The sequence below is a fragment of the Nocardia sp. CDC160 genome (assembly GCF_035818795.1).
Classification (GTDB): domain Bacteria; phylum Actinomycetota; class Actinomycetes; order Mycobacteriales; family Mycobacteriaceae; genus Nocardia.
In genome coordinates this window covers 920286-945373 of sequence record NZ_JAYKYT010000004.1, presented here as the reverse complement: position 1 = coordinate 945373, position 25088 = coordinate 920286, and the positions used below count along the sequence as shown (strand labels likewise).

The window sequence follows — 25088 nt, the reverse complement described above, 5'->3', positions numbered from 1 at the left end:
AGTCGGTGCTAGCGGCCGAGATCGGGAACGGTGAGCGAGAGCGCCGCCAGCGCGTCCGGCTCGGCGATCACCTCGATTCGCACGATCCTCTCGCCCTCGATGGTGAAGGCCATGACCGCCGGTGCCTCGTCCCGCGCGGCCACCAGCGCCCCGGCGCGGCCGTCGACGAGCACCACCGCCGCGAATTCGGCGCGCGTGGCGAACCCGGCGGCCAGCCGCGCCACCGTGCGCGCCCCGGACGCGGTGACCGGCACCCGCCCCGGTGCGGCGACCTTATCGGCGGAGACCGTGATGTCGGGCGCGAGCAGGTTGAGCACCGCGGTGATATCCCCGGCCCGCACCGCCGCCAGGAACGCCCGCACGATCCGGTGCTCGCGCAAGGTGTCTGGCCGCAATCCGTCCGATTCCCCGACCACTCGATGCCGGGCCTTGCTGGCGAGCAGCCGCGCCGCGTTCGGTGAGCGATTCAGAATCTCGGCGATCTCGTAGAACGGCACCTCGAACATGTCGTGCAGCACGAACGCGACCCGTTCGGCGGGATGCAGCCGATGCAGCAGCACCAGCACGGCCCGCTCCATCTCCTCGGTGAGGACGGCCCGATCCTCCGGCCCGAGCGTCGCTGCCGAGGGAATCGTTTCGGGCACAACGCTTCCCAACGGATACTCCTGCCGGACCTCCCGAGCGCGCAGCACGTCCAGGCAAATCCGCGACAGCACCGTGGTGAGCCACCCGTCCAGGTTGCGAATATCGTCGATATCGGTGCGGCTCAACCGCATCCACGTCTCCTGCACCGCGTCCTCGGCCTCACCCGACGCCCCCAGCATGCGAAAGGCCAGCGCGGTCAGCCGTGCGCGCCGCCGCTCGAACCGTTCCGCCGGGGAACCCGAGTCAGTGTCGGACATACATCGCGCCTGCCGAACGTCACAGGGTCATGACTACTCAGACCATCGTCACACGAATCGTTCCCGACCGCGCGGTCGTGTACCTGTACTGGGCGACCACGCTGATGGTGGTGGCCGAACTGGCGGTCGGCGGCTGGTGGGACGTCGCCCGGATCCCGCTGGCCCGCGATGTCGTCGTCACCCTGGGCTATCCGACCTATTTCCTGGTCATCCTGGGTGTCTGGAAGATGCTCGGCGCGCTCGCCCTGGTGGTCCCGAAATTCCCGCTGGTCAAGGAATGGGCCTACGCCGGAGCCTTCTTCGTCTACACCGGCGCCATCGCCTCCCACCTCACCACCGGCTACAAGCTGGCGGAGGTCCCGATCCTCACCGTCATGGCCCTGGTGACCGCCGCCTCCTGGGCCCTGCGTCCCGAGGATCGCCGCACCCACTGATCCGACCCCGGCGGCCACCGCCCGGCACCCTTCTGGGACAAATAGTGCATGGCTGTTCGACCGATCTTGATTGCCGGTGATCCCCGACTCACGAAACCGGCCGTGCCCGTCACCGAATTCGATGCGGAGCTGGCCGCTTTCGTCGAGGACCTGTTCGAGACCAACACCGCCGCGCGCGGTGCCGGGCTGGCGGCCAACCAGATCGGTGATCCGCGTGCGGTTTTCATCTACGACCTGGTGAATGCCGAGGGGCGGCAGCGCGGTTACGTGATCAATCCGAGCATCGAGACCTCCGAGATTCCCGAGACCATGCCGGATCCCGACAACGACACCGAGGGCTGTCTGTCGGTGCCGGGGGAGTGGTTTCCCACCGGCCGCGCGGACTGGGCGCGGGTCATGGGCGTGGACATCCACAATCAGCCCGTTTCGGTGGAAGGGACCGGCTACCTGGCGCGTTGTCTGCAACACGAGACCGATCACCTGCGCGGGCACCTCTATCTGGACCGGCTCATCGGCCGCAATCAGCGGGCGGCGAAGAAGATGATCAAGGCCAATGGGTGGACCGAACCGGGGCGGTCCTGGCTCCCCGGGCAGGACGCGGACCCCTTCCACGACTAGGGTTGTCGGCGAAAGCGACTGGACCTGCCCCCAATACCACGGGCTGGCCAGCGGGGGAATGCGTTCATACGGTTGGCGGGCAATCGGAACCCGGAGCCAGTGGGGGGAGCGGTATGCCGTTGCCGATGATCGATGGGGCAGCGGCCGCGAATCGGCAGGCGTCACAACGGCGCTCGATTCCGTTGGCCGCGGTGTGGGTGGTCGCGGTGGCCGGGATCTTGGCCGGGGCACAGTGGATCGATCACGCGGTGATGGATCCGAAGGCGATGCTGCATCTGGTCGATCTGGACGCGTATCGAATCGCGGCGAACCGTGTGGTGCACGGGGTTTCGGTCTATGACACCCCGCTGCTCGGGCATACGCGCGGGGCCTGGGAATTCGTCTACACGCCGTTCGCCGCCGTGCTTTTCGCGCCGCTGGCGGCCTTGCACGGGTCGGTGTTCACGCTGGTCGGCGGGATCGCGAACTTCCTGATCCTGTGCGGATCGGTATGGGCCACCCTGGCGATCCTCGGCTATCGACGTGATCGGCGCATGTTGATCGTGGTCCCGACCGCCGCCGCGCTGCTGCTGTTCTGCGAACCGATCCGCCAGACCGTGGCATTCGGTCAGGTCAACCTGCTGTTGCTGCTGCTCGTCCTGGCCGATATGGCATTACCGGATTCCGCACGCGCCAAAGGCGTGCTGACCGGCATCGCGACCGGCATCAAGCTGACCCCGGCGTTCTTCATCCTCTACTTGCTGGTGACCCGCCGATACCGCGCGGCCGCCACCGCGACCGGCGCGCTGGCCGCCACCATGGTCATCGGCTTGGCCATGCTGCCGAAGGATTCGCTCACCTATTGGGCCGGTGGATTCGCCGATCCCTCCCGCGTCGGCGTGCCCGAGAACCCCGACAACGAGTCCCTGCGCGGCATGCTCGCCCGTGCCCTGGGTTCGAGCGGGCTAGTCGAATTGCTGTGGTTCGCAGCCGCTCTCACCCTCACGGCGATCGGCTTGATCCTGGCCCGGCGGCTGTCGGACACCGGACGCGAACTGCCCGCCGTCATCCTGTGCGGCATCACCGGCACCGTCGTCTCGCCCTACAGCTGGATCCACCACTGGGTGTGGCTCGCGCCCCTGCTGATCTACCTGACCCACCTGGCCAATCACCGCCGCGGCTTGCTCACCGCCACAGTGCTTCTCGCCGTTTTCGTGGTGTGTTCGGGCGGTGTCTTCAAACTGTTCGACATCGACTACGAAAGCGTCCTGTACTACCCGAAACACGGTTTCTTAGCCCTGTTCGGCCACAACGCCTACATCTGGCTGGCGGTGGCCCTGTACGCGGCCACCGCCCTCGCCCTGCGCCGTTACCACCCGAAAGCGCTCAGCGCGTGAGGGATTCGCGTGCGCCCAGCGCCGCGCCGGTCAACTCCACCGACCGCACCCGATCCGCGATCTCCTGCGCGTGGTGCACGGTGATCAGCTCGTCGGCCTGGATCTCGGCCGCGAAATCCTCCAGATAGTCGGCGACCTCGGCGGGCGTCCCCACCGCCGTATAGGTGGTCATCTTGGCCAGGTGAGCGCCATTGGGGGAGGCCAGAAACGCGTCGATCTCCTCGTCGGAGTAGTCGACACCGGCCGCGCCGCGCTTGATGAACGCCCGCGTGCGCGCCCGATAGGCGATCGTCTTCTGCTCCTCGGCCGCGTCGCGATCCTCGGCGGCGAACACATTCACACCCGCCATCACATACGGCTGGGCCAGCTGCTCCGAGGGCTGGAACCGATCCCGGTACTCGCGCACGGCCTGCCGCAACGCCTCGGGCGCGAAGTGCGAGGCGAACGCGTACGGCAGCCCGAGATGCGCCGCCAACTGCGCCCCGAACAGCGACGACCCCAGAATGTAGAGCGGCACAACACCTTCGGCGCGCGGCACCGCCTTGATCCCCGGAATCCGCGAATTCCCGGTCAGATACCCCTGCAGCTCCAGCACATCCTGCGGGAACGTATCGGCCGAGGACGGATTGCGCCGCAACGCCCGCATGGTCGCCTGATCACTGCCCGGCGCGCGCCCCAACCCGAGATCGATGCGCCCGGGATACAGCGACTCCAAGGTCCCGAACTGCTCGGCGATCACCAACGGCGAGTGATTGGGCAGCATGATCCCGCCCGCCCCGAGTCGGATCGTGTCGGTCTGCCCGGCCACGTACCCGATGAGCACGCTGGTCGCGCTCGACGCGATCCGGCTCATATTGTGGTGCTCGGCGTACCAAACCCGCTCGTATCCACTGCGTTCCGCCGCCCGGGCCAGCTCGACGCTGTTGTGGAAGCTGTCGCGCGCGGTCTGGCCGGGCGCGATGGCCGCGAGATCGAGAAGGGACAGTGCGACGGGCATGCTGGCACCGGCTTTCCATGGATCGGCGTTCGTGGTCTGGGGCGCGGGCGTCGTGCGCCCGCCTCCTCTTGATAATTCGCCGAACGTCGAACTTATGCCCGCTACCGGAAAACGGCCGCGTGATCGGCGGCCCACTCCCGAATATCGCGGGCCGCGCGCCCGGTGAGATCGGCGACGGTCGTGGTGATCAGGTCCGAGCGCGGCCGGAACGCGGCCATCGACAGCAGCGATTCGATCAGCGCCGCGGGCAGCCCGGCCGCGGTCATCGACTCCCGCGCCACGTCGAGCGGCAGCGCCTCGAACCGCAGCGGACGGCCCAGCACCTCGGCGATGGCCTGCACCTGATCGTCGCGGCTCACCACCCGCGGCCCGGTCACGAGATATTTGCGCCAGGTGTGCGAGTGATCGGTCAGCAGCCGCACCGCTACGGCCGCGATATCGCCCTCGTGCACGACGGCGGTCGGCGCGACCTCGGTCCCGCGCACCACGTCCCCGGCGCGAATCTGCCCGGCCCACCCGAGCATGTTCGAGGCGATGGTGTCCGCGCGCAACACCGTCCACGGCATCCCGGACTCCGCTAGCAGCGCCTCGATCTCCGCGTGCCGCTGCGGAATCAAATCCGATTGCGGCCCTTCGTCATTCACGGTCGTGGAGGACAGATACACCACCCGCTGCGCGTGCTCACCGAGCACCTTCAGCACCTCGGCCGCGCCCTGTGTGTCGTGGAACGGCCACACCAGGAAGACGGATTCCACCCCGTCGGCCGCGGCCGCCAAGGACTCCGGCACCGCCAGATCCCCGGCCACCACCTCGACCCCCTCGGGAAACACCGCGGCCCCCGGATCGCGGGCCAGCGCTCTCGTCGACACCCCCTCGGCGACCAACCCGTCAACTACCTGTCGTCCGACGTTCCCCGTCGCACCCACCACGAGCACACTGTTCACGACTTCCGAAACTCGCCCCGAGCGGGCGGAATTTCCGGAAAATCCCAGATATATGGTGGTCCAGCTCACACCCCGACCCATCGTCCCAGGTCGCGAAGATCAGGTCAGGGGACCCTTACTGGATCGCGGAATGGAATTCCGTCACACTTGTGTTGTGAAAACCGTGGGTTTGCGGAACGCGGAACAGTCCGGGCACCAGCAAGAGGGTGCCCGGTCTGTTGTCGTGTCCGGACCGGCGGGCGAGGGGCACACCCGGGAAGCCGTCATCAAGCTGCTGTTGGAGGAGGGCCCGATCACCGCGACCGCCATTGGCGAGCGGCTCGGCCTGAGCCCGGCGGGCGTGCGACGCCACCTCGATGCGCTCATCGAATCCGGTGAGGCCCGGGCCACCCGGTCCGCGCCCTGGCAGCAGAAGGGCCGCGGGCGTCCCGCCAAGCAGTTCCAGCTGACGGCCACCGGACGCGGCCGATTGGGCCACGCCTACGATGACCTCGCCGGAGCCGCCATGCGGCAGATCCGCGAGCTTGGCGGCGACGCGGCCATCACCGATTTCGCGCGCAAGCGGGTCGCGGCCATTGTGGCCGGGGTCGGTGAGCTGGCCGGGCACACCCCGGCCGAGACCGAGGCCAAGGCCGAGGAGATCGCGGAAGCGTTCACCGACGCCGGATTCGCGGCCTCGACCCGGAAAGTCGGTGCGGGCGTACAGATCTGCCAGCATCACTGCCCGGTTTCGCACGTCGCCGAGGAATTCCCGGAGCTGTGCGCGGCCGAGCTCGAAGCCTTCCGAGAGATTCTCGGAACCCACGTGCAACGCCTGGCGACCATCGCCAATGGCGACTGCGCCTGTACGACCCACGTCCCCCTCGTGGCCCCGAAAACCGCCGTTGCACAGCCCGCAACGACTTCTACACACGACTCCGGAAGGAGTGCCGAATGACGACGACCACCGACCAGGTGCAGCCGCTGACCCAGGAAGAGACCATCGCGTCCCTGGGTAGGTACGGGTACGGCTGGGCCGACTCCGATGTCGCCGGTGCCAGTGCCAAGCGCGGTCTGTCCGAGGAGGTCGTGCGCGACATCTCGGCCAAGAAGAGCGAGCCGGAATGGATGCTCGACTTCCGCCTCAAGGCGCTGCGCATCTTCGACAAGAAGCCCATGCCGAACTGGGGCTCCAACCTCGAGGGCATCGACTTCGACAACATCAAGTACTTCGTGCGCTCCTCGGAGAAGCAGGCCGCTTCCTGGGAGGATCTGCCCGAGGACATCAAGAACACCTACGACAAGCTGGGCATCCCGGAGGCGGAGAAGCAGCGTCTCGTCGCCGGTGTCGCGGCGCAGTACGAGTCCGAGGTCGTCTACCACTCCATCCGTGAGGACCTGGAGAAGCAGGGCGTCATCTTCCTCGACACCGACACCGGTCTCAAGGAGCACCCGGAGCTGTTCCAGCAGTACTTCGGCTCGGTCATTCCGTCGGGTGACAACAAGTTCTCCGCGCTGAATTCGGCGGTGTGGTCGGGTGGTTCGTTCATCTACGTGCCGCCGGGCGTGCACGTCGACATCCCGCTGCAGGCGTACTTCCGCATCAACACCGAGAACATGGGTCAGTTCGAGCGGACGCTGATCATCGTCGACGAGGACGCTTACGTCCACTACGTCGAGGGTTGCACCGCGCCGATCTACTCCTCGGATTCGCTGCACTCCGCGGTGGTCGAGATCATCGTGAAGAAGGGCGGCCGCTGCCGCTACACCACCATCCAGAACTGGTCGAACAACGTCTACAACCTGGTGACCAAGCGCGCCAAGGCCGAGGCGGGCGCGACCATGGAGTGGGTCGACGGCAATATCGGCTCCAAGGTGACCATGAAGTACCCGGCCGTGTGGATGACCGGTGAGCACGCCAAGGGCGAGGTGCTCTCCATCGCGTTCGCCGGTGAGGGCCAGCACCAGGACACCGGCGCGAAGATGCTGCACCTGGCGCCGCACACGTCGTCGAACATCATCTCCAAGTCGGTGGCGCGCGGCGGTGGCCGTGCCTCCTACCGTGGTCTGGTGCAGGTCAACAAGGGCGCCTACGGCTCCAAGTCGACCGTGAAATGTGATGCGCTGCTGGTGGATACGATCAGCCGCTCCGACACCTACCCCTACGTCGACATCCGCGAGGACGACGTGACCATGGGCCACGAGGCGACCGTCTCGAAGGTGTCCGAGGACCAGCTGTTCTACCTGATGTCGCGCGGTCTCACCGAGGACGAGGCGATGGCGATGGTGGTGCGCGGCTTCGTGGAGCCCATCGCCAAGGAGCTCCCGATGGAGTACGCCCTGGAGCTGAACCGCCTGATCGAACTGCAGATGGAAGGAGCCGTCGGCTGATGGCCGTCGAGAACGTTGCCGAGGCCGCTGAGGCTCGTACCCCGGCGTTGAACAAGGGCGAGGTTTTCGCTTCGTTCGATGTCAATGCCTTCGAAGTTCCCTCGGGTCGTGACGAGGCGTGGCGCTTCACCCCGATGCGTCGCCTGAACGGCCTGCACGACGGCACCGCCGTGCGGGACGGGCAGGCCACCGTCGAGGTGAGCGCCCCCGCGGGCGTCACCGCCGAGACCGTGGACCGCACCGACGCCCGCCTGGGCCAGGGCGGCACCCCCACCGATCGTGTTGCCGCGCAGGCGTACTCCGGTTTCGAGCAGGCCACCGTGATCACGGTCGGCGCGGAAACCGAAGTGGCAGAACCGACCACGGTCACCATCACCGGTCCCGGCGCGGGCAAGACCGCCTACGGCCACCTGCAGGTCCGCCTGGGCAACTTCGCCCGCGCCACCCTGGTCATCGACCAGAAGGGCAGCGGAACCTACGCCGAGAACGTGGAATTCATCCTCGGTGACTCCGCCGCGCTGAACGTGATCGTGGTGCAGGACTGGGCCGATGACGCCGTGCACGTCACCGCGCATCACGCCCTGCTGGGCCGCGACGCCACCCTGCGCCACACCAATGTCACCCTCGGTGGCGATGTGGTGCGCCTGACCGGCAATGTCCGCTACGCGGGTCCCGGCGGCGACGCCGAGCTGCTGGGTGTGTACTTCGCCGACGACGGCCAGTTCTTCGAGCAGCGCCTGCTGGTCGATCACTCGCAGCCCAACTGCAAGTCCAATGTGCAGTACAAGGGTGCGCTGCAGGGTGATCCGACCTCGAGCAAGCCGGACGCGCACACCGTGTGGGTCGGCGACGTCCTCATCCGCGCCGCGGCCGAGGGCACCGAGACCTACGAGGTGAACCGCAACCTGGTGCTCACCGACGGCGCGCGCGCCGACTCGGTGCCGAACCTCGAGATCGAGACCGGCGAGATCGTCGGGGCCGGGCACGCCGCGGCCACCGGCCGTTTCGACGACGAGCAGCTGTTCTACCTGCGGTCGCGCGGTATCCCGGAGGAGGTCGCCCGCCGTCTCGTCGTGCGCGGCTTCTTCTTCGAGATCCTGCAGAAGATCACCGTCCCCGAGGTCCGGGAGCGGCTCGAGGCGGCCATCGAGGCCGAGCTCGCCGCTGTCGGAGTCTGACACCCGAACTTTCCCATCCCGCAAAGGAATCCGAAATCCGATGACCACCCTGGAAATCAAGGACCTGCACGTCGAGGTCGCCAACCCGGACGAGACCGGCGAGCCCATCAAGATCCTCAAGGGCGTGAACCTGACCATCAAGTCGGGTGAGACCCACGCGATCATGGGCCCCAACGGCTCCGGCAAGTCGACCCTGTCCTACGCCATCGCCGGGCACCCCAAGTACACCGTCACCCAGGGTTCGATCACCCTCGACGGTGAGGACGTGCTGGAGATGTCGGTCGACGAGCGCGCGCGTGCGGGCCTGTTCCTGGCCATGCAGTACCCGGTCGAGGTTCCCGGCGTCTCGGTTTCCAACTTCCTGCGCACCGCCGCCACCGCCATCCGCGGCGAGGCTCCCAAGCTGCGCACTTGGGTCAAGGAAGTCAAGGAGTCGATGTCGGAGCTCGAGATCGATCCGGCCTTCGGCGAGCGCTCGGTCAACGAGGGCTTCTCCGGCGGTGAGAAGAAGCGCCAGGAGATCCTGCAGCTGAGCCTGCTCAAGCCGAAGATCGCCATCCTCGACGAGACCGACTCCGGCCTCGACGTGGACGCACTGCGGATTGTTTCCGAGGGTGTGAATCGTTACAAGGAGCGGGAGACCGGCGGCATCCTGCTGATCACCCACTACACCCGCATTCTGCGCTACATCCAGCCGGACTTCGTTCACGTGTTCGTGAACGGCAAGATCGTGGCCGAGGGCGGCCCCGAGCTGGCCGAGGAACTCGACGCGAACGGCTACGTGCGCTTCACCTCTGCTGCCGTAGGAGCCTAAATGACCAGCACCGTGGGGACTCTCGACGTCGCTCGGATCCGGGCCGACTTCCCGATCCTGAGCCGGACCGTGCGCGACGGAAAACCGTTGGCGTATCTGGATTCCGGCGCGACGTCGCAACGTCCTCTCCAGGTGCTCGACGCCGAGCGGGCCTTCCTGCTCGAACACAACGCGGCCGTGCATCGCAGCGCGCACCAGCTCGCCGAGGAAGCCAATGAGGCTTACGAGGCGGCGCGCGCGGCGATCGCGGCGTTCGTCGGCGTCGGCGCGGACGAGATCGTGTACACCAAGAACGCGACCGAGTCGCTGAACCTGGTGGCATATGCCTTCTCCGACGACCGGTTCCCGCATCGCGTCGGGCCCGGCGACGAGATCGTCATCACCGAGCTCGAACATCACGCGAATCTCGTGCCGTGGCAGGAACTCGCGCGGCGGACCGGCGCGACCCTGAAGTGGTACGGGATCACCGACGACGGGCGCATCGACCTCGATTCGCTCGAATTGTCCTCGGCCACCAAGGTTGTCGCGTTCACCCACCAGTCCAATGTGACCGGCGCGGTCGCGGATGTCGCCGAATTGGTGCGCCGCGCAAAGGCTGTCGGCGCGCTCGTGGTGCTCGACGCCTGCCAGTCGGTGCCGCACGCGCCGGTGAACTTCAAGGAGCTGGGCGTCGACTTCGCCGCTTTCTCCGGGCACAAGATGCTGGGCCCCTCGGGGATCGGCGTCCTGTACGGCCGTCGCGCGCTGCTCGAGGAGACCCCGCCGTTCATCACCGGCGGCTCCATGATCGAGACCGTGTACATGGATCACTCGACCTTCGCCGCGCCGCCGCAGCGGTTCGAGGCGGGTTCGATGATGATCTCGCAGGCCATCGGCCTGGGTGCTGCCGTCGCGTATCTGAGTAACATCGGTATGGAAGCCGTTGCGGCGCACGAGCACACGCTCGTGTCCGCGGCCCTGGAGGGCCTCGGCGCGATCGAGGGCGTGCGCATCATCGGCCCGACCGAGAACGTGAATCGCGGTGGCGCGGTGTCGTTCGTGGTGGACGGCATTCACGCCCACGACGTCGGCCAGATCCTCGACGATCAGGGCGTCGCCATCCGCGTCGGCCACCACTGCGCGTGGCCGCTGCACCGGTACTTCGGTGTCGCCGCGACCGCTCGCGCCTCCTTCGCGCTGTACAACACCGTGGACGAGGTCGATCAGCTGGTCGCCGCGGTGCGGAAGGCCCAGAGCTTCTTCGGAGTTGCATAGATCATGCGCATGGAGCAGATGTACCAGGAAGTCATCCTGGACCACTACAAGCACCCGCACCACCGAGGGCTGCGCGAGCCCTTCGGCGCGGAAGTGCACCACGTCAACCCGACCTGCGGTGACGAGGTGACCTTGCGCGTGAACATCGACGACAACGGCGATGTCACCGACGTGTCCTACGACGGGCAGGGCTGCTCGATCAGCCAGGCCTCGACGTCGGTGCTCACCGACCAGGTCATCGGCCTGCCGGTGCAGCAGGCGCTGAAGGTGGTCGAGGCGTTCGACGAGATGATCACCTCGCGCGGCACCCTCGAGGGCGACGAGGACGTGATCGGCGACGGCATCGCCTTCGCCGGTGTGTCGAAGTACCCCGCCCGCGTGAAGTGCGCGCTGCTGGGCTGGATGGCGTTCAAGGACGCCGTCGTGCGGATAGCCTCGGCGGAGGAAGCCAAGAAGACCATGGGAAACGGGGCATAGCGATGAGCGACACCGAGCAGCAGGCCGCCGAGGCGGCCCCCGTCGAGCTGACTCCCGAGGAGCTGCAGCACCTCGACGATATGGAAGAGGCGATGCGCGACGTCGTCGACCCCGAACTCGGCATCAACGTGGTCGACCTCGGTCTGGTCTACGGCATGAAGTTCGAGGACGGCATCGCCAAACTCGACATGACCCTGACCTCCCCGGCCTGCCCGCTGACCGACGTCATCGAAGACCAGTCCCGCAACGCCCTCGTGCGGTCCGGCCTGGCCGAAGACCTGCAGATCAACTGGGTCTGGATGCCGCCGTGGGGCCCGGACAAGATCACTGACGACGGGCGTGAGCAGCTGCGCGCGCTCGGCTTCACGGTGTAGCTGAAATCCATTCGACGACATGCGGGCCGGTCCTTCGGGATCGGCCCGTAGTCGTTTGCGCGAACCCCTCCGTCCGGCCCACGTGGGTTGTGGTGCGCAATAGAGTTGGGGCATGCGGACATTCGTGTGGCAGGGGATCGACGAGCCGCGGATGGAGATAGTCCGGGTGGAGAGCCTGGCGCGGGCCCACGGGACAATGGTGGGGGTGGCATACGAACTGCGCTGGGAGCTCATCGGCGCGGAATTGAGCGTCGATGTGGGGGAGGGCGCGAGGCGAATCGCGTTGGCGGGAGCTGACTTCTTCGACCTGCAGCATTCGGCCTTCTTCAATTCGCTGCCGGTGCTGCGGGACGGACTGCTGACGAGTACCGTGCCGCGCGACTACACGATGCGGTATGTGAGCGTTCCCGATCTGACGGATGTGTTGACCGCCCAACGGTATCTGCCGCGAGGTGATGGGGTGGTCGAGTTCGCTTCTGGGGATTACCAGGCGGACATCGAGTTCGACCGGGATGGCTTCGTCAGGGAGTACCGGGACTACCTGCGGCGCGTACACCCGTGACAGGCGGTGTTCAGTCGATGAGCGCGGTATCGAGGGGATAGCGGTCAGCGAGGGTCGTGCGGTCGCGGTAGTGGAAATTGAGGACAAGATCGTCCGCTACCCGAAACAACTCGTCGCGACCCTCCAATGGCTCGATCCATTCCATGGGCAGTGCCGAAAGGCCATGGACCGCACCAATTAGATTGCCCGCAACCGCGCCGGTGGAGTCGGAGTCGCCAGAGTGGTTGACCGCCAACAACAATCCGCCGCGAACATCGCCGGTGCGATAGGTGTACAGCGCGCAGTAGAGAGCGATGGCCAGGCATTCCTCTGCGGTCCAACCCCTTCCGATCAGTTCCACATGCTCGGGAGTGGGCTCACCCAGCTGCGCGATGGCCAGGGCCGAGGACAGGGCCGTGACCGTCTCGGCGCTGGCGGGCATGGGGGCGAGGCGGGTGATGGTGTCACGGACGGCGAGTGGGAGTTCGACGCCGGACACGACGCGGTCGACCAGGATCGCGAAAGCACCCGCCGACAGGTACGCGGTGGGATGGCCATGCGTGAGTTGGGCGCAGCGCATGGCGGTGTAGAAGGCGTGATCCGGCCCGAATCCCGCGAGGCCGAACGGGGCGGACCGCATGACGGTTCCGCACCCCTTCGACTTCGGATTCACCGGTCCGGGCTCGCCGAACTCCAGCGGCGCGATGAATTCATCTGCCTGCCGCCGCAATCCGGTGAGGCAAGCGTTCCCCGGTGCCCGCGTGGCATACAGAAACCGATGTCCGGCGAGCCAGCCGTCCACCTCGGGCCCCGGCCGGTCCTGCTGCTGGGTATCGCGCCACCGCAAATAGGCCCGCCGCAACACCGGAGCCGGATCCGCACCCACCGGACACCGCAACAACCCCTCCGCCGTGAACAGCGTCATCTGCGTATCATCGGTAATCTGCTGCGGCGCACCGGCAATCACCCCGGGCAAGTACCCGCTAACACCGGATTCCCCATGCCGCTGCCGTATCTGGCCCAAGGTCAAGAACTCGATCGGCCACCCCAGCGCATCACCGACCGCCCCACCCAACATCGCCCCCCGCACCCGATCGAACAGCCTCTCGTGATCCTCCACGGCACCACCCTATGCGGAGAAAGATCATGTGCCTGCAGGCACCGTTTCACTATCGTGGGGTCATGGTCTTGCGGACTGCGTTCACGGATCTGATGGGCGTGCGGCATCCGATCGCCTCGGCGCCGATGGGTGGTACAGCCGGTGGCGCATTGGCCGCCGCGGTCTCCGAAGGCGGCGGACTCGGATTGGTCGGCGGCGGCCGCGCGGACGCCGACTGGGTCGAGCGAGAGCTCACGCTCGTCACCGAGCGCACCGAAAATCCCTGGGGCATAGGCTTCCTCGCATGGGGCGCGACCGTTCCAGTGCTGGAGTTGGCACTATCCTTCCGCCCCCACGCCGTAGTGCTGGGATTCGGCGATCTGCGGCCGTTTATCGAGCCGGTCAAATCCTCCGGCACAACCTTGATCATTCAGGTCACCGATATGGCCGAAGCCGAGCAGGCGATCGCGCTCGGCGCGGATGTGATCGTGGCGCAGGGCACCGAGAGCGGCGGCCACGGCGCTCGCAACGGCCGATCCACACTCACGTTCGTACCGGCCGTGCTCGACCGCGCAGGCTCGATCCCAGTGCTGGCCGCAGGCGGAATCGCCGACGGCCGGGGACTCGCGGCCATACTGGCCCTCGGCGCGGCCGGTGCGCTCATGGGCACCCGCTTCCAGGCGAGCCTGGAAGCACTGGGTGACCCATACATCGGCAAGGCCATCGTCGAGGCCGTCGGCGAGGACACCGAGCGCAGCGACCTCCTCGACATCGTCCGCGACGCGGGCTGGCCCTCGGAGTACACCGCGCGAACCCTCCCGCATCCGATCCTGGACGAATGGCGTGGTCGGGGAGCCGAACTCGCGGTCGATGAAGAAGCCAAACAGGCATATCACCGCGGCGTCGAACGCGGCGACCTGCCGCCGACCCCGGTATGGGCAAGCGAGGCAGTCGATCTCATCGCCAGCCTGGAACCGGCCGCCGATTTGGTCGAGCGGCTGGCGGCCGAGGCGGAGGCGGCGCTGGCTCGGGCCGCCGGTCGCGGCTCGGAGTGAACGGCCGGTCGTACCGGGGGATCAGGCGCATGTCACCGTAGGATTCCCCGGTGACCTATGACGACTTCGATGGATTCGAGCATCTCGATACCTCCATGTTGCCGGAGCGGCAGCAGCGGATTCTGTGCAGCATTCGGGATTGGGTGCAGCGGCATGGGTATTCGCCGAGTACTCGGGAGATCGGGGAGTCGGTGGGGTTGAAGTCTGCTTCGTCTGTTTCGCGGCATTTGCGCGAATTGGAGGAGCGGGGGTTTCTCAAGCGGAGTGAATCGGTTACGCGGCCGATGGATGTGCGGCTTTTTTTGAAGGCCGGCGGGCCCGAGCGGGTGCGGGATGAGAACTCGGTGCCGGTGCCTGTTGTCGGCGACATCGCGGCGGGAACGCCGATTCTGGCCGAGGAGCACACGGATGATGTGCTCTCGCTGCCGCGCGAACTGGTCGGTCGTGGAACCGTGTTCGGCCTGCGGGTTCGCGGTGATTCCATGGTCGATGCGGCCATCTGCGACGGCGATATCGTGGTGGTGCGCAAACAGCACGAGGCCCACACCGGGGAGATCGTGGCCGCCATGATCGACGGCGAGGCGACGGTGAAGGTGTACAAGCGCAGCAACGGCCACGTGTACCTGGAACCGCGCAATCCGGCGTATCCGATCATCGATGGCGACAATGCCCAGGTACTGGGTAAGGTCGTCTCGGTCATGCGCCGTGTGTGACGGTCTGGCATGATGACGCCCGTTATCACCTTCCATCCCCGGGGAGTATCGAATGTCGTTGCTGCGCAAGGCCGGTATCGGCCTCGCCGTTACGTCGATGGCCGCGATGGGCACCGTGGCCGCCGGAGAAGCCTCTGCGGCGGACGCGGATCCGGTCTTCGTCGCTACCTCCGGTGACCTGTACGGCGCGCTCGCGCTGTCCAAGTCCACCGGAAATGTCGCGTATGCCGTGAATTACAGCAGCTGGGACGGTGCCGACGGCGCCGCCGTCGAGAAGTGCGGCGGTGGCGACTGTGCCGTCGTCGTGCACTTCGCCAATGCCTGCGGTGCGGTGGCGCAGGGCGCCGACACCCGCTTCGGCTGGGCGTGGGCCCCGTCGAAGGCGGAGGCGGAGTCCTCGGCCATCAATGTGCTCGGCAAGAGCGCCCCGTCCTTCCCGGACACGGGCTCCTCCTCGCCGCGCCAGGCCAAGGTCATCCTGTCGGCCTGCACCGACAACGCCAGCTGAGCAAGATCGGCGAAATGCCTCGGCGCCACACCGGATTTCTCCGGTGTGGCGCTGTTTTGTCTGCTGGAGTCCGTTTTCCAGCAACACGCCCGCCCGCCCGGGGATGATTTCCCGGTGGACGACATCACCTACGAGGACACCCGGTTCGCCCTGCACGCGGCGGCCGAACTTTTGATCGCCGGTCCGCAGTACCGCCGCTTCGGCAGCATTCGCATGCGCATCGTGCTGGGCGGCTTCACCGGCGTGAAATGGCCGGTGTCGGTGACGGGCACCGATCTGGTGTGGCCGCAGGGGCGCATTCGCCTGCACGGCACCTACAGTGACCTCGCCCTGACCGCCGGATTCGAGGCCGACGGCCCGCCCGAGGGCCTCTACTCCGACGGCACCCGCATGGACCCGGACGAACCCTTCACCGTCGACGCCGATGCCGCCACCAAGGTGCACGACTGGTTCGCGGTGGGGGACACCGCATTACGGCGCTTCGCGGCCGAACAGCCGGTGCTGTGGCCGGAGCATTTCGACTTATCGGTCGCCGTCGACGAGGTCAACTACGGTGTCTCGCCGGGTGATTGGGACAATCCACAGCCGTACGCCTATGTCGGACCGTGGACGCGACGGCGTGGCGAGTTCTGGAACGCGCCGTTCGGTGCCATGCGACCACGGGCCGAGGTGGCCACGGTCGAAAGCCTGCTGGAGTTCTTTCGGGAAGGGAAAGCCCGTGCGGCGCAAGACTAGTAGTTCACGTGTGTCTTCAGCACGTCACCGAACTCGGTGCCGAGGATGAGTACGCTGCTGACGGTCGGGCTCACGGTCACCGAGGTCAATGGCTCGCCGGAGAGCAGGATGCAGCTGGTGTGGGCGGCGGGATCTGCGCGGACGAGTTGTCCTGTGCCGGTGGCGATATAGAGCAGGCCGTCCGCGCCGACGGCCAGATCGTCGGGTAGCAGCGGTGGGGCGAGCGTCGCGGGGGAGAGGTCGACCGCGACGCTGGCCCGCGCGGGATCGTCGATGGGGAGGGCGACGACGCGTGCGGTCGGGCTCTCCAAGAGCGTCACGTACAGGGTCCGACCCGCGACGACCACGCCGTCCGCACCGGATCCATTGGCCGACAACGCCGTTCGCGCGCTGTCGGTCCACGCCGCGTCGAGGCTGCCGTCGGGGCGGATTCGCTCGACGGAGTTCGAGGACGTGTCGGCCACATAGAGATTGCCGTCGCCGTCGAAGGCCGCGCCGTTCGCCTGGCCGAGCCCGGAGACGAACACCTCCGGCTGCGGAGCGGGGGCCGAGGGATCGAACCGCACGACGCCGCCCTGGTGGGCCATGCCGGTGAACGGCGAATTGCCGAAGGTCACGTACAACAGGCCGTCGGGCCCGAGCCGGATCGCGCCCGGGCTCGTCACCGAAACGCTGGCCACCAACTGGCCGTCGCTGTCGTACTTCTCCACCGCGTTCCGGTAGACACGTGAGACCCAGAGATTCCCCGCCCCGTCGATGCCGAGATTCTCCGACCAGTCGACCAGCGGCGCTCGTGACGGCAGCACCGTGCGCACGGGTCGGTCGGCAGAGCAGGGGGCCGCCACCGGCTCGGCGGTAGCATCCGCGGCAGCCGGACCTGCCAAGCCGCTAGCGACGGCCACCAGCGCGGCGATACCCGCACCGACGATTCGCCCTCGGAAATCGCTTCGCCCCCGGGAACCCGATTGCGGCACAACTGCTTCCGGTCGCGAATCCGGCATCGAGGCGTTCCCTTCGGTGGGCGATGATCAACCGGTAGCGTAAACCGCCCGGTCTAGCCCGGCAATCCCGCTTCGGCCCGGCACTGCGTCGCACGAACGGTGCCTCTCATCGCTTGGTCGCGCGATGGGCCCGAACGCGTTCGCGATTGCCGCACGAGGACGACGAGCACCAGCGGCGGGGCTTGCCGCCGCCGGACACGACGAAGACCGTGCCGCAGGTGTCGGCCTCGCACTGGTGCAGGCGATCTCGCTCGGGGCCGGTGAGTAGGTCGATCGCGTCGCGGGCGATCAGGTTCAGTGCCTGGTCGGCGGAGAGCGGTGCGCGATCGAGGGAGAAGCCGTTGCGTTTGTCCCAGACCATTGTTGGCTGAACGCTCGGGTGCGCGGCATGGGCGTTGACCGTGGTGAGCGCGGCGGGGTCCGGTGCTCGATTCGTGGCCGCGGCCTCGACCAGGTCGTACAAGGCTTCGCGCAGCGTCCGCGCGGCCTCGAGATCGGCGTCGCCGCACGCTTCGATCGCCAATGCGTGGATGTCGAGCCAGGCGCGGAGTGCCTGGGCGTCGGGTAGTCGTTCGATCGGTGCCTCGGTGAATCGCCCGCCGACCGTCGCGACCAGATCGAGGCTGATGTGCTCGGTATTCGCCACCCTGCCACCTCCATGTAATGGGTTGACACGTTACAGGATACCGGCGTAGTAATGATTTGAACCATTACTTCACGGATTCGGAGTTCCGACAATGCCTTTCGCTCGCTTGACCATCGCCAACCCCGACCTGCCCGCCGACACCCAGTCCGATCTGGCGGCCGAGATCACCGCCCTGCTGGAGAAGGACCTGCTCAAGGAGCCCGAAGTCACCGTCGTCCAGGTCAATCTGGCCCCGGCCGACCGCTGGTTCGTGGCCGCCGCCCGCCCGGTCGACGTGACGGGCGTCCACCTCGAGGTCAGCATTACCGCCGGTACCAATACCGCCGCGGAGAAGGCCGCCTTCATCGAGCACGCGTATGCCGTGCTGGCCGACCGCCTCGGGCCCCTCCCCGCGGCCGCGTATGTCGCCCTCTACGAACTCGATGGCGAGAGCTACGGCTACAACGGCGTCACTCAGCTCGCTCGCCGCCGCCTCGACCCCGCCGAGAAGGACTGAGCCGTCGGCGATTACGGCCTCACGGGTGGCTGGATAGCCGCTCGGTGGAGTTGTTCGCCAGTGCCGCTTCGACATTGGCGATACCGGCGCGCACGCCCAATCCATAACCGTCCTCATCGAGGGCGTCGAGGCGGGCGCGCGCGGCCTCCAGGTGGCGGCGGGCGGTATCGAAAGCGCCCAGGCGGCGGTAGTTGTCGGCGAGGTTGAGGTGCAGCGACGGGTAGAAGTCGCGCACGCTCAATCCCGCGTGATGGGCCTGGGCGCGTTCGTCGGTCAACGAGTCGGCGGCGTCGAGGGCGCGGATGTCCCAGGTGAGCGCGTCGGCCGCGTGCTCGTGCAGGTCGGCGAGGAAGTGCGCCAGCGAAACCCGGTGTAGCGGATCGCCGCCCGCGCCGATGGTGTCCCACAGCGCGATCAACCGCTCCCGCGCCTGCGCCGTATCCCCTTGGCGGCCAAGGGTTACGGCGTCATTGATCGCGCTCATGGTCTCGTCGACGGCAGTCATGGCATCGACGGTAGACCGGGGCACCGACAACTAGCGGGCGAGCTTCCCGTGCCGCCCGTCACCGGCTATGCGCCCGCGTCGAATCAGATCGCGCTTGGTACCCGGTCCGAGCGTGACCTGTTCGTCCTCCTCGCCGGACGTGGCTTCGGCGGGATTGGTCCGCACGAACAGCGTGACCGTGGTGCCCTCGGTGAACCCGTTCTTGCGCATCATTCCTGCGGACGCGGAATTGTGCAGCTCCACATCGGTGACGATGCGACGCGCACCGTGCTTGAAAAGCAGGTCGCAGCAGGCGGTCATGAGCTTGCCCGCGACACCGCGCCCCTGCATGTCCGGCGAGACCGCGATCCACTCCAGGTACGCCCAGTCCTCGCGCAGCTCGAATTCCATGGAGGCCAGCACGAATCCGACCACCCGATCCGAGTCCACCGCCACCCAGCAGGACTTACCGGCACTGTCGAGGTGCTCGGCCACCGAGGTCAACGACCAGGAGGTGTAGGGCTTGGCGTGGGTGTCGAACACCTGGTAGCCGAGGTCGATGACCTGACGCAGGTGACCGAGGCCCATGGGGACGATGGCGACATCGGGTTGGATGGATATGTCGGATTCCATGACACACAGTTTGCCAGGTGAGTGCTGTCGGCCCGGGAACCCGCCGGGTGCGTGGGCCACACACGTGGCGTGGTATCACGCGCCCTTGCGGGTCTGCCTGGCCGGAGCCTTCTTCGCGGCCGCCTTCTTGGCGGGCTTCTTCTCGGCGGTGGCCTTGGTCGCTTTGGTGGCCTTGGTCGCCTTCGCGGGCGCGGCGGGCGCCGAATTGGCCTTGGGCCCGGACGCCTCCAGACTGCGCTGCAAGGCGGCGACCAGGTCCACGACCTCGGCATCCATCTCCGGCGCGGCGGCTTCGGGCGCCCGGGTGACCTTGCTGCTGCCGCTGGCGATCGCCTCGTCGAGCAGCTTCTTCAACTCGATCTGATACTCGTCCACGTATAGGCTCGGATCGAAATCGTCGGACAGCGTGTCGACCAGCGTCTCCGCCATCTGCAATTCCTGCTTCTTGGGCTCGGCGACATCGTCGAGTTTGTCGAACGCCACCGACCGCACCTCATCGGGCCACAGCAGCGTCTGCAACACCAGCACCCCGTCGCGCACCCGCAGCGCCCCCAGCCGAGTCTTCTGCCGCAACGTGAAATGCACGAGCGCCACCCGATCCACCCGTTCGAGCGTCTTCGCCAGCAGCACATAGGCTTTCGGCGTCGTCGAATCGGGCTCCAGATAGTAGCTCTTGTCGAAAAGAATCGGATCGATCTGCTCCGACGGCACGAATTGCAACACCGGAATCTCGTGCTTCTCCGCCGCCGGAAGCTTCGCGAAATCCTCGTCGGTCAAAATCACCCGATCCCCATCCGGCGACTCATAGGCCCGATCGATATCGGAATACTGCACCGGCTGCCCATCCACCGTGCACACCCGCTCATACCGGATCCGCCCCCCATCCACGGCATGCACCTGGTGAAACTTGATGTCATGGTCCTCCGTGGCGGTGTACACCTTCACGGGAACATTCACCAGCCCGAACGCGATGGAGCCCTTCCAAATGGACCGCATTGTCCGATGGTACGTCCGACGGCGTGTCCCGGTGGGTGACACGCTGCCGACCTGGGGTTTCAGGCGGGTGCAGGTTGTTGTGGGTGGTTGGCAGCCATCGTCAGACGGCCTGTGGACGGCCTGGGATTCAGTTCGGCGGCGGGTTGATTGGGGTTCGCCTGTCTGGCGGGGTCAAACGCGGCGGTGAGGTGTGGTGGGGGACACAGGAAGCGTTCGGGTGAAGTAGGACAGATTCTGACCGAATCGGTCCCTAGGGTGATCTGCATGAACGCTGACATCATTCCCTTCCGGATTCAGATTCCGCAGGTTGAGCTCGATGATCTGCGTGACCGTTTGGCCCGTACCCGCTCGCCGCATCCGGTGCCGGGCACCGGGGATCAGTGGGACCACGGCATCGCCCCCGACTATCTGCACGAGCTGGCCGACTATTGGGCCGACGGGTTCGACTGGCGCGCCCACGAAACCGAACTGAACGCCTACCCGCAGTTTGTGACCGAGATCGACGGGCAAACCATCCATTTCCTGCACCTGCGCTCACCCGAGCCCGACGCGACCCCGCTGCTGCTCAACCACAGCTATCCGACCTCGTTCGTGGAATTCCTCGCCGCCAGCGGGCCGCTGACTGATCCCCGCGCCCACGGCGGCGACCCGGCCGATGCCTTCCATCTGGTGATCCCCTCGCTGCCCGGCTTCGCGTTCTCGAGCCCGCTCTCGGCGCGCGGCTGGAACCTCGACCGGACCGCGCTCGCGTTCGGGGAACTGATGACCCGGCTGGGCTACGACCGCTTCGGTGTCGAGGGCGGCGACATCGGTGCCGGTGTCACCGGCCGGGTGGCCGCGTTGCTGCCCGAGCGCGTGATCGGCGCGCACATCCATGGTGACCGGCTCCAGCTGGGCATGGTCGGCGAAGACCTGCCCGTCCCGGCGGGGCTCGACGCCGACGAGCGCAAGCTTCTGGAAGCGGCGCAACATAGTTGGGCGCAGAAGAAGGGCTACCGGGTGCTGCAATCGACCCAACCCAACGCCCTCGCGGCCGGTCTGGCCGATTCCCCCATCCTGCAGCTGGCGTGGATCGCGGAGAAGTTCGTGGAGTGGGCCAACCCGGCCACCCCGATCAGCCGCGACAACGTTTTGATCACCGCGAGCCTGTACTGGTTCACCCGCACCGGTCCCGCGGCGGGCGACTTCTATTGGGAGATCGCCCACGCCGAGAACACCGGCTGGGGCGGTCCTTCCCCGGTGCCGCAGGGCCAATCCCTGTTCTACAGCGACCCCTTCGTCCGCAAGGTCCTCGGCGCTGGCGACAGCGTCGCCTTCTTCCGCGACCACACCGAAGGCGGCCATTTCCCCGCCTTCGAAGTCCCCGACCTGTTCGTCGACGACATCCGCGGCTTCTTCCGACAACTCCGCAACTGACACCAGCCGCGCAGAAGGCTGCGCTCTCGACGCGATCGCCCGGGAGGGCAGCCTCGCGCGGCGCGATTCATCCAACGGGGAGCGACCGGACAGGACCGCGACCGCGCCAGTCGAACCGACCACTACGACGCAGCCCGCCGCCGACCGAGTCGAATACGCCCCTTCCGATGCGATTCGGGCGGTCCGGCATATCCTCGCGCGCAGTGACGAGCGGTGTGGTGAGGCGGGACGGGTGGTTCGCCGGGCGGAGACATGGTGGTCTCGCATCTGAGGGGGTTGGGGTGTCGGCGTCTAGGGTCGCTCATATGCCTCGACTGTTGTTCGTGGTGCTGTTTCTGCCTGCGGCGTTGGTAGCTGTCGGCGAGCTGCAGGTGGGTGTGCCTTTGGCCCGCTTGGCAGTCGAGGCGGTGGGCGTCGCCGGGGGTGTGGTGGCGTGCTGGGGGTTGGCGTCTTCCGAGGTGGCGATTGTCGGGCAGCGGAAGGTGCTGGCGGGGCTGGGCGTGCTGGCGGTCGTCGTTGTCACCGGGATGTGTTGGCCGAGTGAGCAACCGATCGCGGCACCGGCGGTGTGGGTCGCGATCGTGGCGTGTGGTGTCGCTGCCGCGCGGATCGAGAACCGGGCAGACCTGGTCGTGGTCGCGGCATTGGTAGCGCTGGTCTACGGGGCGGCGTTTCGATTCGTCTCCCGCAGCGGTCACGGCGACAACAGCTTCTGGTTCGGCGTGACGATGTTGACTACGACGGTATCGATCGCGATGGGACTGCTGCATCGGGCACAGCGTCACGATCAGGAAGCACGGCGCGCCACTGCCCTGGCCGACGTGCGCGCGGCGATGGCGCACGAACTCCACGACGTGATCGCCCACGAGGTGATCGGGATCGTTGTGGTGGCCACCGCCGCCCAGCCCGGTGTGGACGAGCACGCACGAAAGGTATTGCGCCGCATCGAAAAATCGGGACGACGAGCGCTCGCCGATATTCGCACGATGGTCGGGACCCTGCACCAGGAGCAGGCCCCGCGCACCACCTACGACCCGATGGATCTGATCGACGGCTTTCGCGACACCGTCACCGCGAACGTGGTCGCCGAGCTGGATCCGGCGGCCGGTCCGCCCCGGGTCGCGGACATGGTCATGGTGGTGGCGCACCGGATAATGGCCGAGGCGTTCAACAACATTCGCCGACACGGTGCCGACGCCACCAGGGTCGGGGTGGTGCTGCGGCTCGTCGATGGGGTGCTCGAGATCGAGGTACGTGACAACGGCTCGGGCGTGGCGGGGCTCGGCGGGGGCGGCGGTCACGGCCTGGCGGGGTTGCGGGATCGCGCGGCCGCGGTGGGCGGCACCGTCACCGCCGGACGCCATGGCAGCGACTGGGTGGTTGCGGCCCGTCTCCCCGCGCATGGAAGGGCCGACCGCGCATGACGATTCGCGTGATCCTCGCCGACGATCAGGAGATGGTCCGCTACGGCTTCGATCTGATCCTCAGCGCCGCACCCGATATTGAGGTGGTCGCGCAGTGCCGTGACGGTGTGGAGGTTATCGAAGCTGTGCGAGTGCATCGTCCGGATGTGGTGCTGCTCGATATCCGGATGCCGCGCATCGACGGCCTGGAGGTGTGCCGTCGAGTCTCGGCCGACGCCGGGGTCGTGATCGTCACCAGTTTCGATGACGACGACTATGTCGACACCGCGCTGGCCAACGGCGCGCTCGGCTTTCTCCTCAAGGACTCCTCACCGGACCTGCTGCTGGCCGCGATCCGGGCCGCGGTCGCCGGGGACGCATTGATCAGCCCGGAGCTGACCACCCGGTTGCTGGCGCGCACCCGCGACCGGTCCACCCGGCCGGTGCCACCGGAACTCGCCGCTGCCTTCGCGACGGTGAGCCCCCGCGAACTCGAAGTGGCCAAGCTGGTCGCCGCGGGCGAGAGCAACGCCGCCATCGCGGATGCCCTTTTCGTCTCGCTGGGCACCGTCAAAGCGCACATCGCGAGCGTGCAGCGCAGGTTGGCCGCCCGCAACCGGGTCGAGATCGCCGCGCGGGTGTGGCAGGCCGGGCTCATGGACTAGCCGAGAGTGCTGTCATCTCTCAGCTCTGGTATCTCTTCGCCGCCTTCCATCGCCAGTTCGCGAAGATCAGCACGACCCCAGAGGCCGTTGATCCGGGTATCGGGCAGGGCCGCACGCAATGTCTCGATTGCCGCCACGCGATCTTGGTCGAGTCCGTCGGGATCGCCCGGTTCCCGGATTTCCAATTGCCGCAGCCCCGTGAGTGAGCCGAGTCGGGCAATGCCGTCGGCGCGTAGGCCGGTGCCGAGCAGTCGCAGTCGGGTCAGTCCGGTCAGCCGTCGGATGTTCTCGACATCGACGGGACCGACGGGTGTGTTGATCAGCAGCAGTTCGTCGAGCGCGTCCGGTGCCAGCCTGGCCAGCCCGGACAGGTCACCGGATCGAATGCTCAGCGATGCGCGTGCCCCGACGGGCAGGTCCGCCCCCAGACGAGCGGGCGGGGCATCGTCGTCCCAATCGATGAGCAGATGACCACCGGGAATCGGGCCGTGCAGTTCGATCGTGCGGCGCGGGGCGAGCGAGCGTTGCGCTCGGGCCGGTGCGGCAGAGTCCGCGCTGATCCGGTCGAGGGCGCCGCGCAGCGGGTCGAGCGTGTGGGGCCCGGCCCATTCCAGTACCGGCTGCCCACGCTGGAACAACACGAGTGTCGGCGTGGTGTCGATGCCGTACCGTTCGGCCAGGTCACGACTGTCATAGATGTCGACGCGAACGACCTGTACCCGATCACGCTCGGCTGCGGCGAATTGTTCCAGCGCCGGATCCAGGCGACGACACGGTCCGCAATGGGCCGAGGTGAAATCCACAAGCACCGGCCGATCGTCACGCGCCAACGCCGCAGCGAACTCCTCGGCGGTGACGACCCGCAGCACAGAGGTGTTGTCGGACATGCCTTCTCCTTATCTCACAGGCTTGGCTGGTCGGCGCGGTTCCCGCACGATCCGGGCCATCGCCGACACTGC

General features: G+C 67.1%; 29 protein-coding genes. 19 read left to right on the top strand and 10 right to left on the bottom strand.

Going from position 1 to position 25088, the window contains the following annotated elements; all coding sequences use genetic code 11:
- Positions 1 to 8: 8 nt before the first annotated feature.
- Complete coding sequence (locus VMT40_RS25665; RefSeq protein ID WP_326361347.1) at positions 9 to 902, bottom strand: sigma-70 family RNA polymerase sigma factor; 894 nt, start codon at positions 900 to 902, stop codon at positions 9 to 11.
- A 29-nt stretch (positions 903 to 931) separates the two neighbouring features.
- On the opposite strand from VMT40_RS25665, the gene VMT40_RS25660 reads away from it, so the two are divergent.
- From VMT40_RS25660 to VMT40_RS25650, 3 genes are all read left to right on the top strand, one after another.
- On the top strand, positions 932 to 1336 hold the full coding sequence (locus VMT40_RS25660) for a DoxX family protein (RefSeq protein WP_326361346.1): 405 nt from the start codon (positions 932 to 934) through the stop codon (positions 1334 to 1336).
- A gap of 48 nt (positions 1337 to 1384) precedes the next feature.
- Complete coding sequence (locus tag VMT40_RS25655) at positions 1385 to 1954, top strand: peptide deformylase (protein WP_326361345.1); 570 nt, start codon at positions 1385 to 1387, stop codon at positions 1952 to 1954.
- Between the two features lie 125 nt (positions 1955 to 2079).
- On the top strand, positions 2080 to 3330 hold the full coding sequence (locus tag VMT40_RS25650; RefSeq protein ID WP_326361344.1) for a glycosyltransferase 87 family protein: 1251 nt from the start codon (positions 2080 to 2082) through the stop codon (positions 3328 to 3330).
- Here VMT40_RS25650 and VMT40_RS25645 read toward each other — a convergent pair.
- Both VMT40_RS25645 and VMT40_RS25640 read right to left on the bottom strand, forming a co-directional pair.
- Positions 3320 to 4327, bottom strand: coding sequence for an LLM class flavin-dependent oxidoreductase (locus VMT40_RS25645; protein ID WP_326361343.1), 1008 nt, complete (start codon positions 4325 to 4327; stop codon positions 3320 to 3322). The genes VMT40_RS25650 and VMT40_RS25645 overlap by 11 nt on opposite strands.
- A gap of 101 nt (positions 4328 to 4428) precedes the next feature.
- On the bottom strand, positions 4429 to 5271 hold the full coding sequence (locus VMT40_RS25640; protein ID WP_326361342.1) for an NmrA family NAD(P)-binding protein: 843 nt from the start codon (positions 5269 to 5271) through the stop codon (positions 4429 to 4431).
- 130 nt (positions 5272 to 5401) lie between these two features.
- Between VMT40_RS25640 and VMT40_RS25635 the strand changes: the two genes are divergently transcribed.
- From VMT40_RS25635 to VMT40_RS25600, 8 genes are all read left to right on the top strand, one after another.
- A complete protein-coding gene (locus VMT40_RS25635; RefSeq protein WP_442790043.1) occupies positions 5402 to 6208 on the top strand; it encodes a helix-turn-helix transcriptional regulator in 807 nt (268 codons plus the stop codon).
- On the top strand, positions 6205 to 7641 hold the full coding sequence (gene sufB / locus VMT40_RS25630) for a Fe-S cluster assembly protein SufB (RefSeq protein WP_326361341.1): 1437 nt from the start codon (positions 6205 to 6207) through the stop codon (positions 7639 to 7641). The genes VMT40_RS25635 and sufB overlap by 4 nt, the downstream gene beginning before the upstream one ends.
- Entirely contained in the window at positions 7641 to 8819 is a 1179-nt protein-coding gene (gene sufD / locus VMT40_RS25625) for a Fe-S cluster assembly protein SufD (RefSeq protein WP_326361340.1), read from the top strand. The genes sufB and sufD overlap by 1 nt, the downstream gene beginning before the upstream one ends.
- 40 nt (positions 8820 to 8859) lie before the next feature.
- Positions 8860 to 9633 carry a Fe-S cluster assembly ATPase SufC gene (gene sufC, locus VMT40_RS25620; protein ID WP_326307725.1) on the top strand — a complete coding sequence of 258 codons (774 nt, stop codon included), beginning with the start codon at positions 8860 to 8862 and terminating at the stop codon, positions 9631 to 9633.
- Complete coding sequence (locus VMT40_RS25615) at positions 9634 to 10887, top strand: SufS family cysteine desulfurase (protein WP_326361339.1); 1254 nt, start codon at positions 9634 to 9636, stop codon at positions 10885 to 10887.
- Between the two features lie 3 nt (positions 10888 to 10890).
- Positions 10891 to 11364 carry a Fe-S cluster assembly sulfur transfer protein SufU gene (gene sufU / locus VMT40_RS25610; RefSeq protein ID WP_326361338.1) on the top strand — a complete coding sequence of 158 codons (474 nt, stop codon included), beginning with the start codon at positions 10891 to 10893 and terminating at the stop codon, positions 11362 to 11364.
- Positions 11365 to 11366: 2 nt separating this feature from the next.
- Complete coding sequence (locus VMT40_RS25605) at positions 11367 to 11738, top strand: metal-sulfur cluster assembly factor (RefSeq protein WP_326361337.1); 372 nt, start codon at positions 11367 to 11369, stop codon at positions 11736 to 11738.
- A 112-nt stretch (positions 11739 to 11850) separates the two neighbouring features.
- On the top strand, positions 11851 to 12300 hold the full coding sequence (locus tag VMT40_RS25600; protein ID WP_326361336.1) for a putative glycolipid-binding domain-containing protein: 450 nt from the start codon (positions 11851 to 11853) through the stop codon (positions 12298 to 12300).
- Positions 12301 to 12310: 10 nt separating this feature from the next.
- Here VMT40_RS25600 and VMT40_RS25595 read toward each other — a convergent pair whose 3' ends face one another.
- On the bottom strand, positions 12311 to 13357 hold the full coding sequence (locus tag VMT40_RS25595) for an ADP-ribosylglycohydrolase family protein (protein ID WP_326361751.1): 1047 nt from the start codon (positions 13355 to 13357) through the stop codon (positions 12311 to 12313).
- Between the two features lie 104 nt (positions 13358 to 13461).
- Between VMT40_RS25595 and VMT40_RS25590 the strand changes: the two genes are divergently transcribed.
- The 4 genes from VMT40_RS25590 (at position 13462) to VMT40_RS25575 (ending at position 16389) form a co-directional block, all read left to right on the top strand.
- The gene (locus VMT40_RS25590; protein WP_326361335.1) at positions 13462 to 14433 is read left to right on the top strand and encodes an NAD(P)H-dependent flavin oxidoreductase; all 972 of its coding nucleotides are present in this window, start codon (positions 13462 to 13464) and stop codon (positions 14431 to 14433) included.
- A gap of 95 nt (positions 14434 to 14528) precedes the next feature.
- On the top strand, positions 14529 to 15146 hold the full coding sequence (gene lexA / locus VMT40_RS25585; RefSeq protein ID WP_326361750.1) for a transcriptional repressor LexA: 618 nt from the start codon (positions 14529 to 14531) through the stop codon (positions 15144 to 15146).
- 52 nt (positions 15147 to 15198) lie between these two features.
- Entirely contained in the window at positions 15199 to 15654 is a 456-nt protein-coding gene (locus VMT40_RS25580; RefSeq protein WP_326361334.1) for a DUF4189 domain-containing protein, read from the top strand.
- 114 nt (positions 15655 to 15768) lie between these two features.
- A complete protein-coding gene (locus VMT40_RS25575) occupies positions 15769 to 16389 on the top strand; it encodes a hypothetical protein (protein WP_326361333.1) in 621 nt (206 codons plus the stop codon).
- Here the strand turns inward: VMT40_RS25575 and VMT40_RS25570 are convergent.
- Together VMT40_RS25570 and VMT40_RS25565 are read right to left on the bottom strand one after the other, a co-directional pair.
- Entirely contained in the window at positions 16386 to 17204 is an 819-nt protein-coding gene (locus VMT40_RS25570; protein ID WP_326361331.1) for an SMP-30/gluconolactonase/LRE family protein, read from the bottom strand. The genes VMT40_RS25575 and VMT40_RS25570 overlap by 4 nt on opposite strands.
- 292 nt (positions 17205 to 17496) lie before the next feature.
- On the bottom strand, positions 17497 to 18036 hold the full coding sequence (locus tag VMT40_RS25565) for a CGNR zinc finger domain-containing protein (protein WP_326361330.1): 540 nt from the start codon (positions 18034 to 18036) through the stop codon (positions 17497 to 17499).
- A gap of 91 nt (positions 18037 to 18127) precedes the next feature.
- On the opposite strand from VMT40_RS25565, the gene VMT40_RS25560 reads away from it, so the two are divergent.
- Positions 18128 to 18532, top strand: coding sequence for a tautomerase family protein (locus VMT40_RS25560; protein ID WP_326361329.1), 405 nt, complete (start codon positions 18128 to 18130; stop codon positions 18530 to 18532).
- A 19-nt stretch (positions 18533 to 18551) separates the two neighbouring features.
- Here VMT40_RS25560 and VMT40_RS25555 read toward each other — a convergent pair whose 3' ends face one another.
- From VMT40_RS25555 to ku, 3 genes are all read right to left on the bottom strand, one after another.
- Positions 18552 to 19037, bottom strand: a complete 486-nt coding sequence (locus VMT40_RS25555) for a hypothetical protein (RefSeq protein ID WP_326361327.1) — start codon at positions 19035 to 19037, stop codon at positions 18552 to 18554.
- Positions 19038 to 19067: 30 nt separating this feature from the next.
- Entirely contained in the window at positions 19068 to 19649 is a 582-nt protein-coding gene (locus VMT40_RS25550; RefSeq protein WP_326361325.1) for a GNAT family N-acetyltransferase, read from the bottom strand.
- Between the two features lie 75 nt (positions 19650 to 19724).
- Positions 19725 to 20645, bottom strand: coding sequence for a non-homologous end joining protein Ku (gene ku, locus VMT40_RS25545; RefSeq protein WP_326361323.1), 921 nt, complete (start codon positions 20643 to 20645; stop codon positions 19725 to 19727).
- Positions 20646 to 20909: 264 nt separating this feature from the next.
- Here ku and VMT40_RS25540 point away from each other — a divergent pair, with 264 nt between their 5' ends.
- The 3 genes from VMT40_RS25540 to VMT40_RS25530 all read left to right on the top strand — a co-directional run bounded on the left by VMT40_RS25540 (position 20910) and on the right by VMT40_RS25530 (position 24129).
- Positions 20910 to 22061: an epoxide hydrolase family protein gene (locus VMT40_RS25540; protein WP_326361322.1), complete on the top strand. Its 1152-nt coding sequence runs from the start codon at positions 20910 to 20912 to the stop codon at positions 22059 to 22061.
- 305 nt (positions 22062 to 22366) lie between these two features.
- A complete protein-coding gene (locus VMT40_RS25535) occupies positions 22367 to 23485 on the top strand; it encodes a sensor histidine kinase (protein WP_326361321.1) in 1119 nt (372 codons plus the stop codon).
- The gene (locus VMT40_RS25530) at positions 23482 to 24129 is read left to right on the top strand and encodes a response regulator transcription factor (RefSeq protein WP_326361320.1); all 648 of its coding nucleotides are present in this window, start codon (positions 23482 to 23484) and stop codon (positions 24127 to 24129) included. Before VMT40_RS25535 ends, VMT40_RS25530 begins: the two co-directional genes overlap by 4 nt.
- On the opposite strand, the gene VMT40_RS25525 is transcribed toward VMT40_RS25530, so the two are convergent.
- Positions 24126 to 25016, bottom strand: coding sequence for a thioredoxin family protein (locus VMT40_RS25525; protein ID WP_326361318.1), 891 nt, complete (start codon positions 25014 to 25016; stop codon positions 24126 to 24128). The genes VMT40_RS25530 and VMT40_RS25525 overlap by 4 nt on opposite strands.
- Positions 25017 to 25088: the final 72 nt, after the last annotated feature.

Bases quoted from the DNA above. Each gene is read 5' to 3' on its own strand.
- VMT40_RS25525 (WP_326361318.1), bottom strand. From the start codon at position 25,016: ATGTCCGACAACACCTCTGTGCTGCGGGTCGTCACCGCCGAGGAGTTC.
- VMT40_RS25550 (WP_326361325.1), bottom strand. From the start codon at position 19,649: ATGGAATCCGACATATCCATCCAACCCGATGTCGCCATCGTCCCCATG.
- VMT40_RS25540 (WP_326361322.1), top strand. From the start codon at position 20,910: ATGAACGCTGACATCATTCCCTTCCGGATTCAGATTCCGCAGGTTGAG.
- VMT40_RS25590 (WP_326361335.1), top strand. From the start codon at position 13,462: ATGGTCTTGCGGACTGCGTTCACGGATCTGATGGGCGTGCGGCATCCG.
- VMT40_RS25535 (WP_326361321.1), top strand. From the start codon at position 22,367: ATGCCTCGACTGTTGTTCGTGGTGCTGTTTCTGCCTGCGGCGTTGGTA.
- sufB (WP_326361341.1), top strand. From the start codon at position 6,205: ATGACGACGACCACCGACCAGGTGCAGCCGCTGACCCAGGAAGAGACC.
- VMT40_RS25595 (WP_326361751.1), bottom strand. From the start codon at position 13,357: ATGTTGGGTGGGGCGGTCGGTGATGCGCTGGGGTGGCCGATCGAGTTC.
- VMT40_RS25660 (WP_326361346.1), top strand. From the start codon at position 932: ATGACTACTCAGACCATCGTCACACGAATCGTTCCCGACCGCGCGGTC.
- VMT40_RS25650 (WP_326361344.1), top strand. From the start codon at position 2,080: ATGATCGATGGGGCAGCGGCCGCGAATCGGCAGGCGTCACAACGGCGC.
- VMT40_RS25605 (WP_326361337.1), top strand. From the start codon at position 11,367: ATGAGCGACACCGAGCAGCAGGCCGCCGAGGCGGCCCCCGTCGAGCTG.
- VMT40_RS25635 (WP_442790043.1), top strand. From the start codon at position 5,402: ATGGAATTCCGTCACACTTGTGTTGTGAAAACCGTGGGTTTGCGGAAC.
- sufU (WP_326361338.1), top strand. From the start codon at position 10,891: ATGCGCATGGAGCAGATGTACCAGGAAGTCATCCTGGACCACTACAAG.
- ku (WP_326361323.1), bottom strand. From the start codon at position 20,645: ATGCGGTCCATTTGGAAGGGCTCCATCGCGTTCGGGCTGGTGAATGTT.
- VMT40_RS25555 (WP_326361327.1), bottom strand. From the start codon at position 19,037: ATGACTGCCGTCGACGAGACCATGAGCGCGATCAATGACGCCGTAACC.
- VMT40_RS25655 (WP_326361345.1), top strand. From the start codon at position 1,385: ATGGCTGTTCGACCGATCTTGATTGCCGGTGATCCCCGACTCACGAAA.
- lexA (WP_326361750.1), top strand. From the start codon at position 14,529: ATGTTGCCGGAGCGGCAGCAGCGGATTCTGTGCAGCATTCGGGATTGG.
- VMT40_RS25615 (WP_326361339.1), top strand. From the start codon at position 9,634: ATGACCAGCACCGTGGGGACTCTCGACGTCGCTCGGATCCGGGCCGAC.
- VMT40_RS25560 (WP_326361329.1), top strand. From the start codon at position 18,128: ATGCCTTTCGCTCGCTTGACCATCGCCAACCCCGACCTGCCCGCCGAC.
- VMT40_RS25645 (WP_326361343.1), bottom strand. From the start codon at position 4,327: ATGCCCGTCGCACTGTCCCTTCTCGATCTCGCGGCCATCGCGCCCGGC.
- sufC (WP_326307725.1), top strand. From the start codon at position 8,860: ATGACCACCCTGGAAATCAAGGACCTGCACGTCGAGGTCGCCAACCCG.
- VMT40_RS25530 (WP_326361320.1), top strand. From the start codon at position 23,482: ATGACGATTCGCGTGATCCTCGCCGACGATCAGGAGATGGTCCGCTAC.
- VMT40_RS25665 (WP_326361347.1), bottom strand. From the start codon at position 902: ATGTCCGACACTGACTCGGGTTCCCCGGCGGAACGGTTCGAGCGGCGG.
- sufD (WP_326361340.1), top strand. From the start codon at position 7,641: ATGGCCGTCGAGAACGTTGCCGAGGCCGCTGAGGCTCGTACCCCGGCG.
- VMT40_RS25600 (WP_326361336.1), top strand. From the start codon at position 11,851: ATGCGGACATTCGTGTGGCAGGGGATCGACGAGCCGCGGATGGAGATA.
- VMT40_RS25580 (WP_326361334.1), top strand. From the start codon at position 15,199: ATGTCGTTGCTGCGCAAGGCCGGTATCGGCCTCGCCGTTACGTCGATG.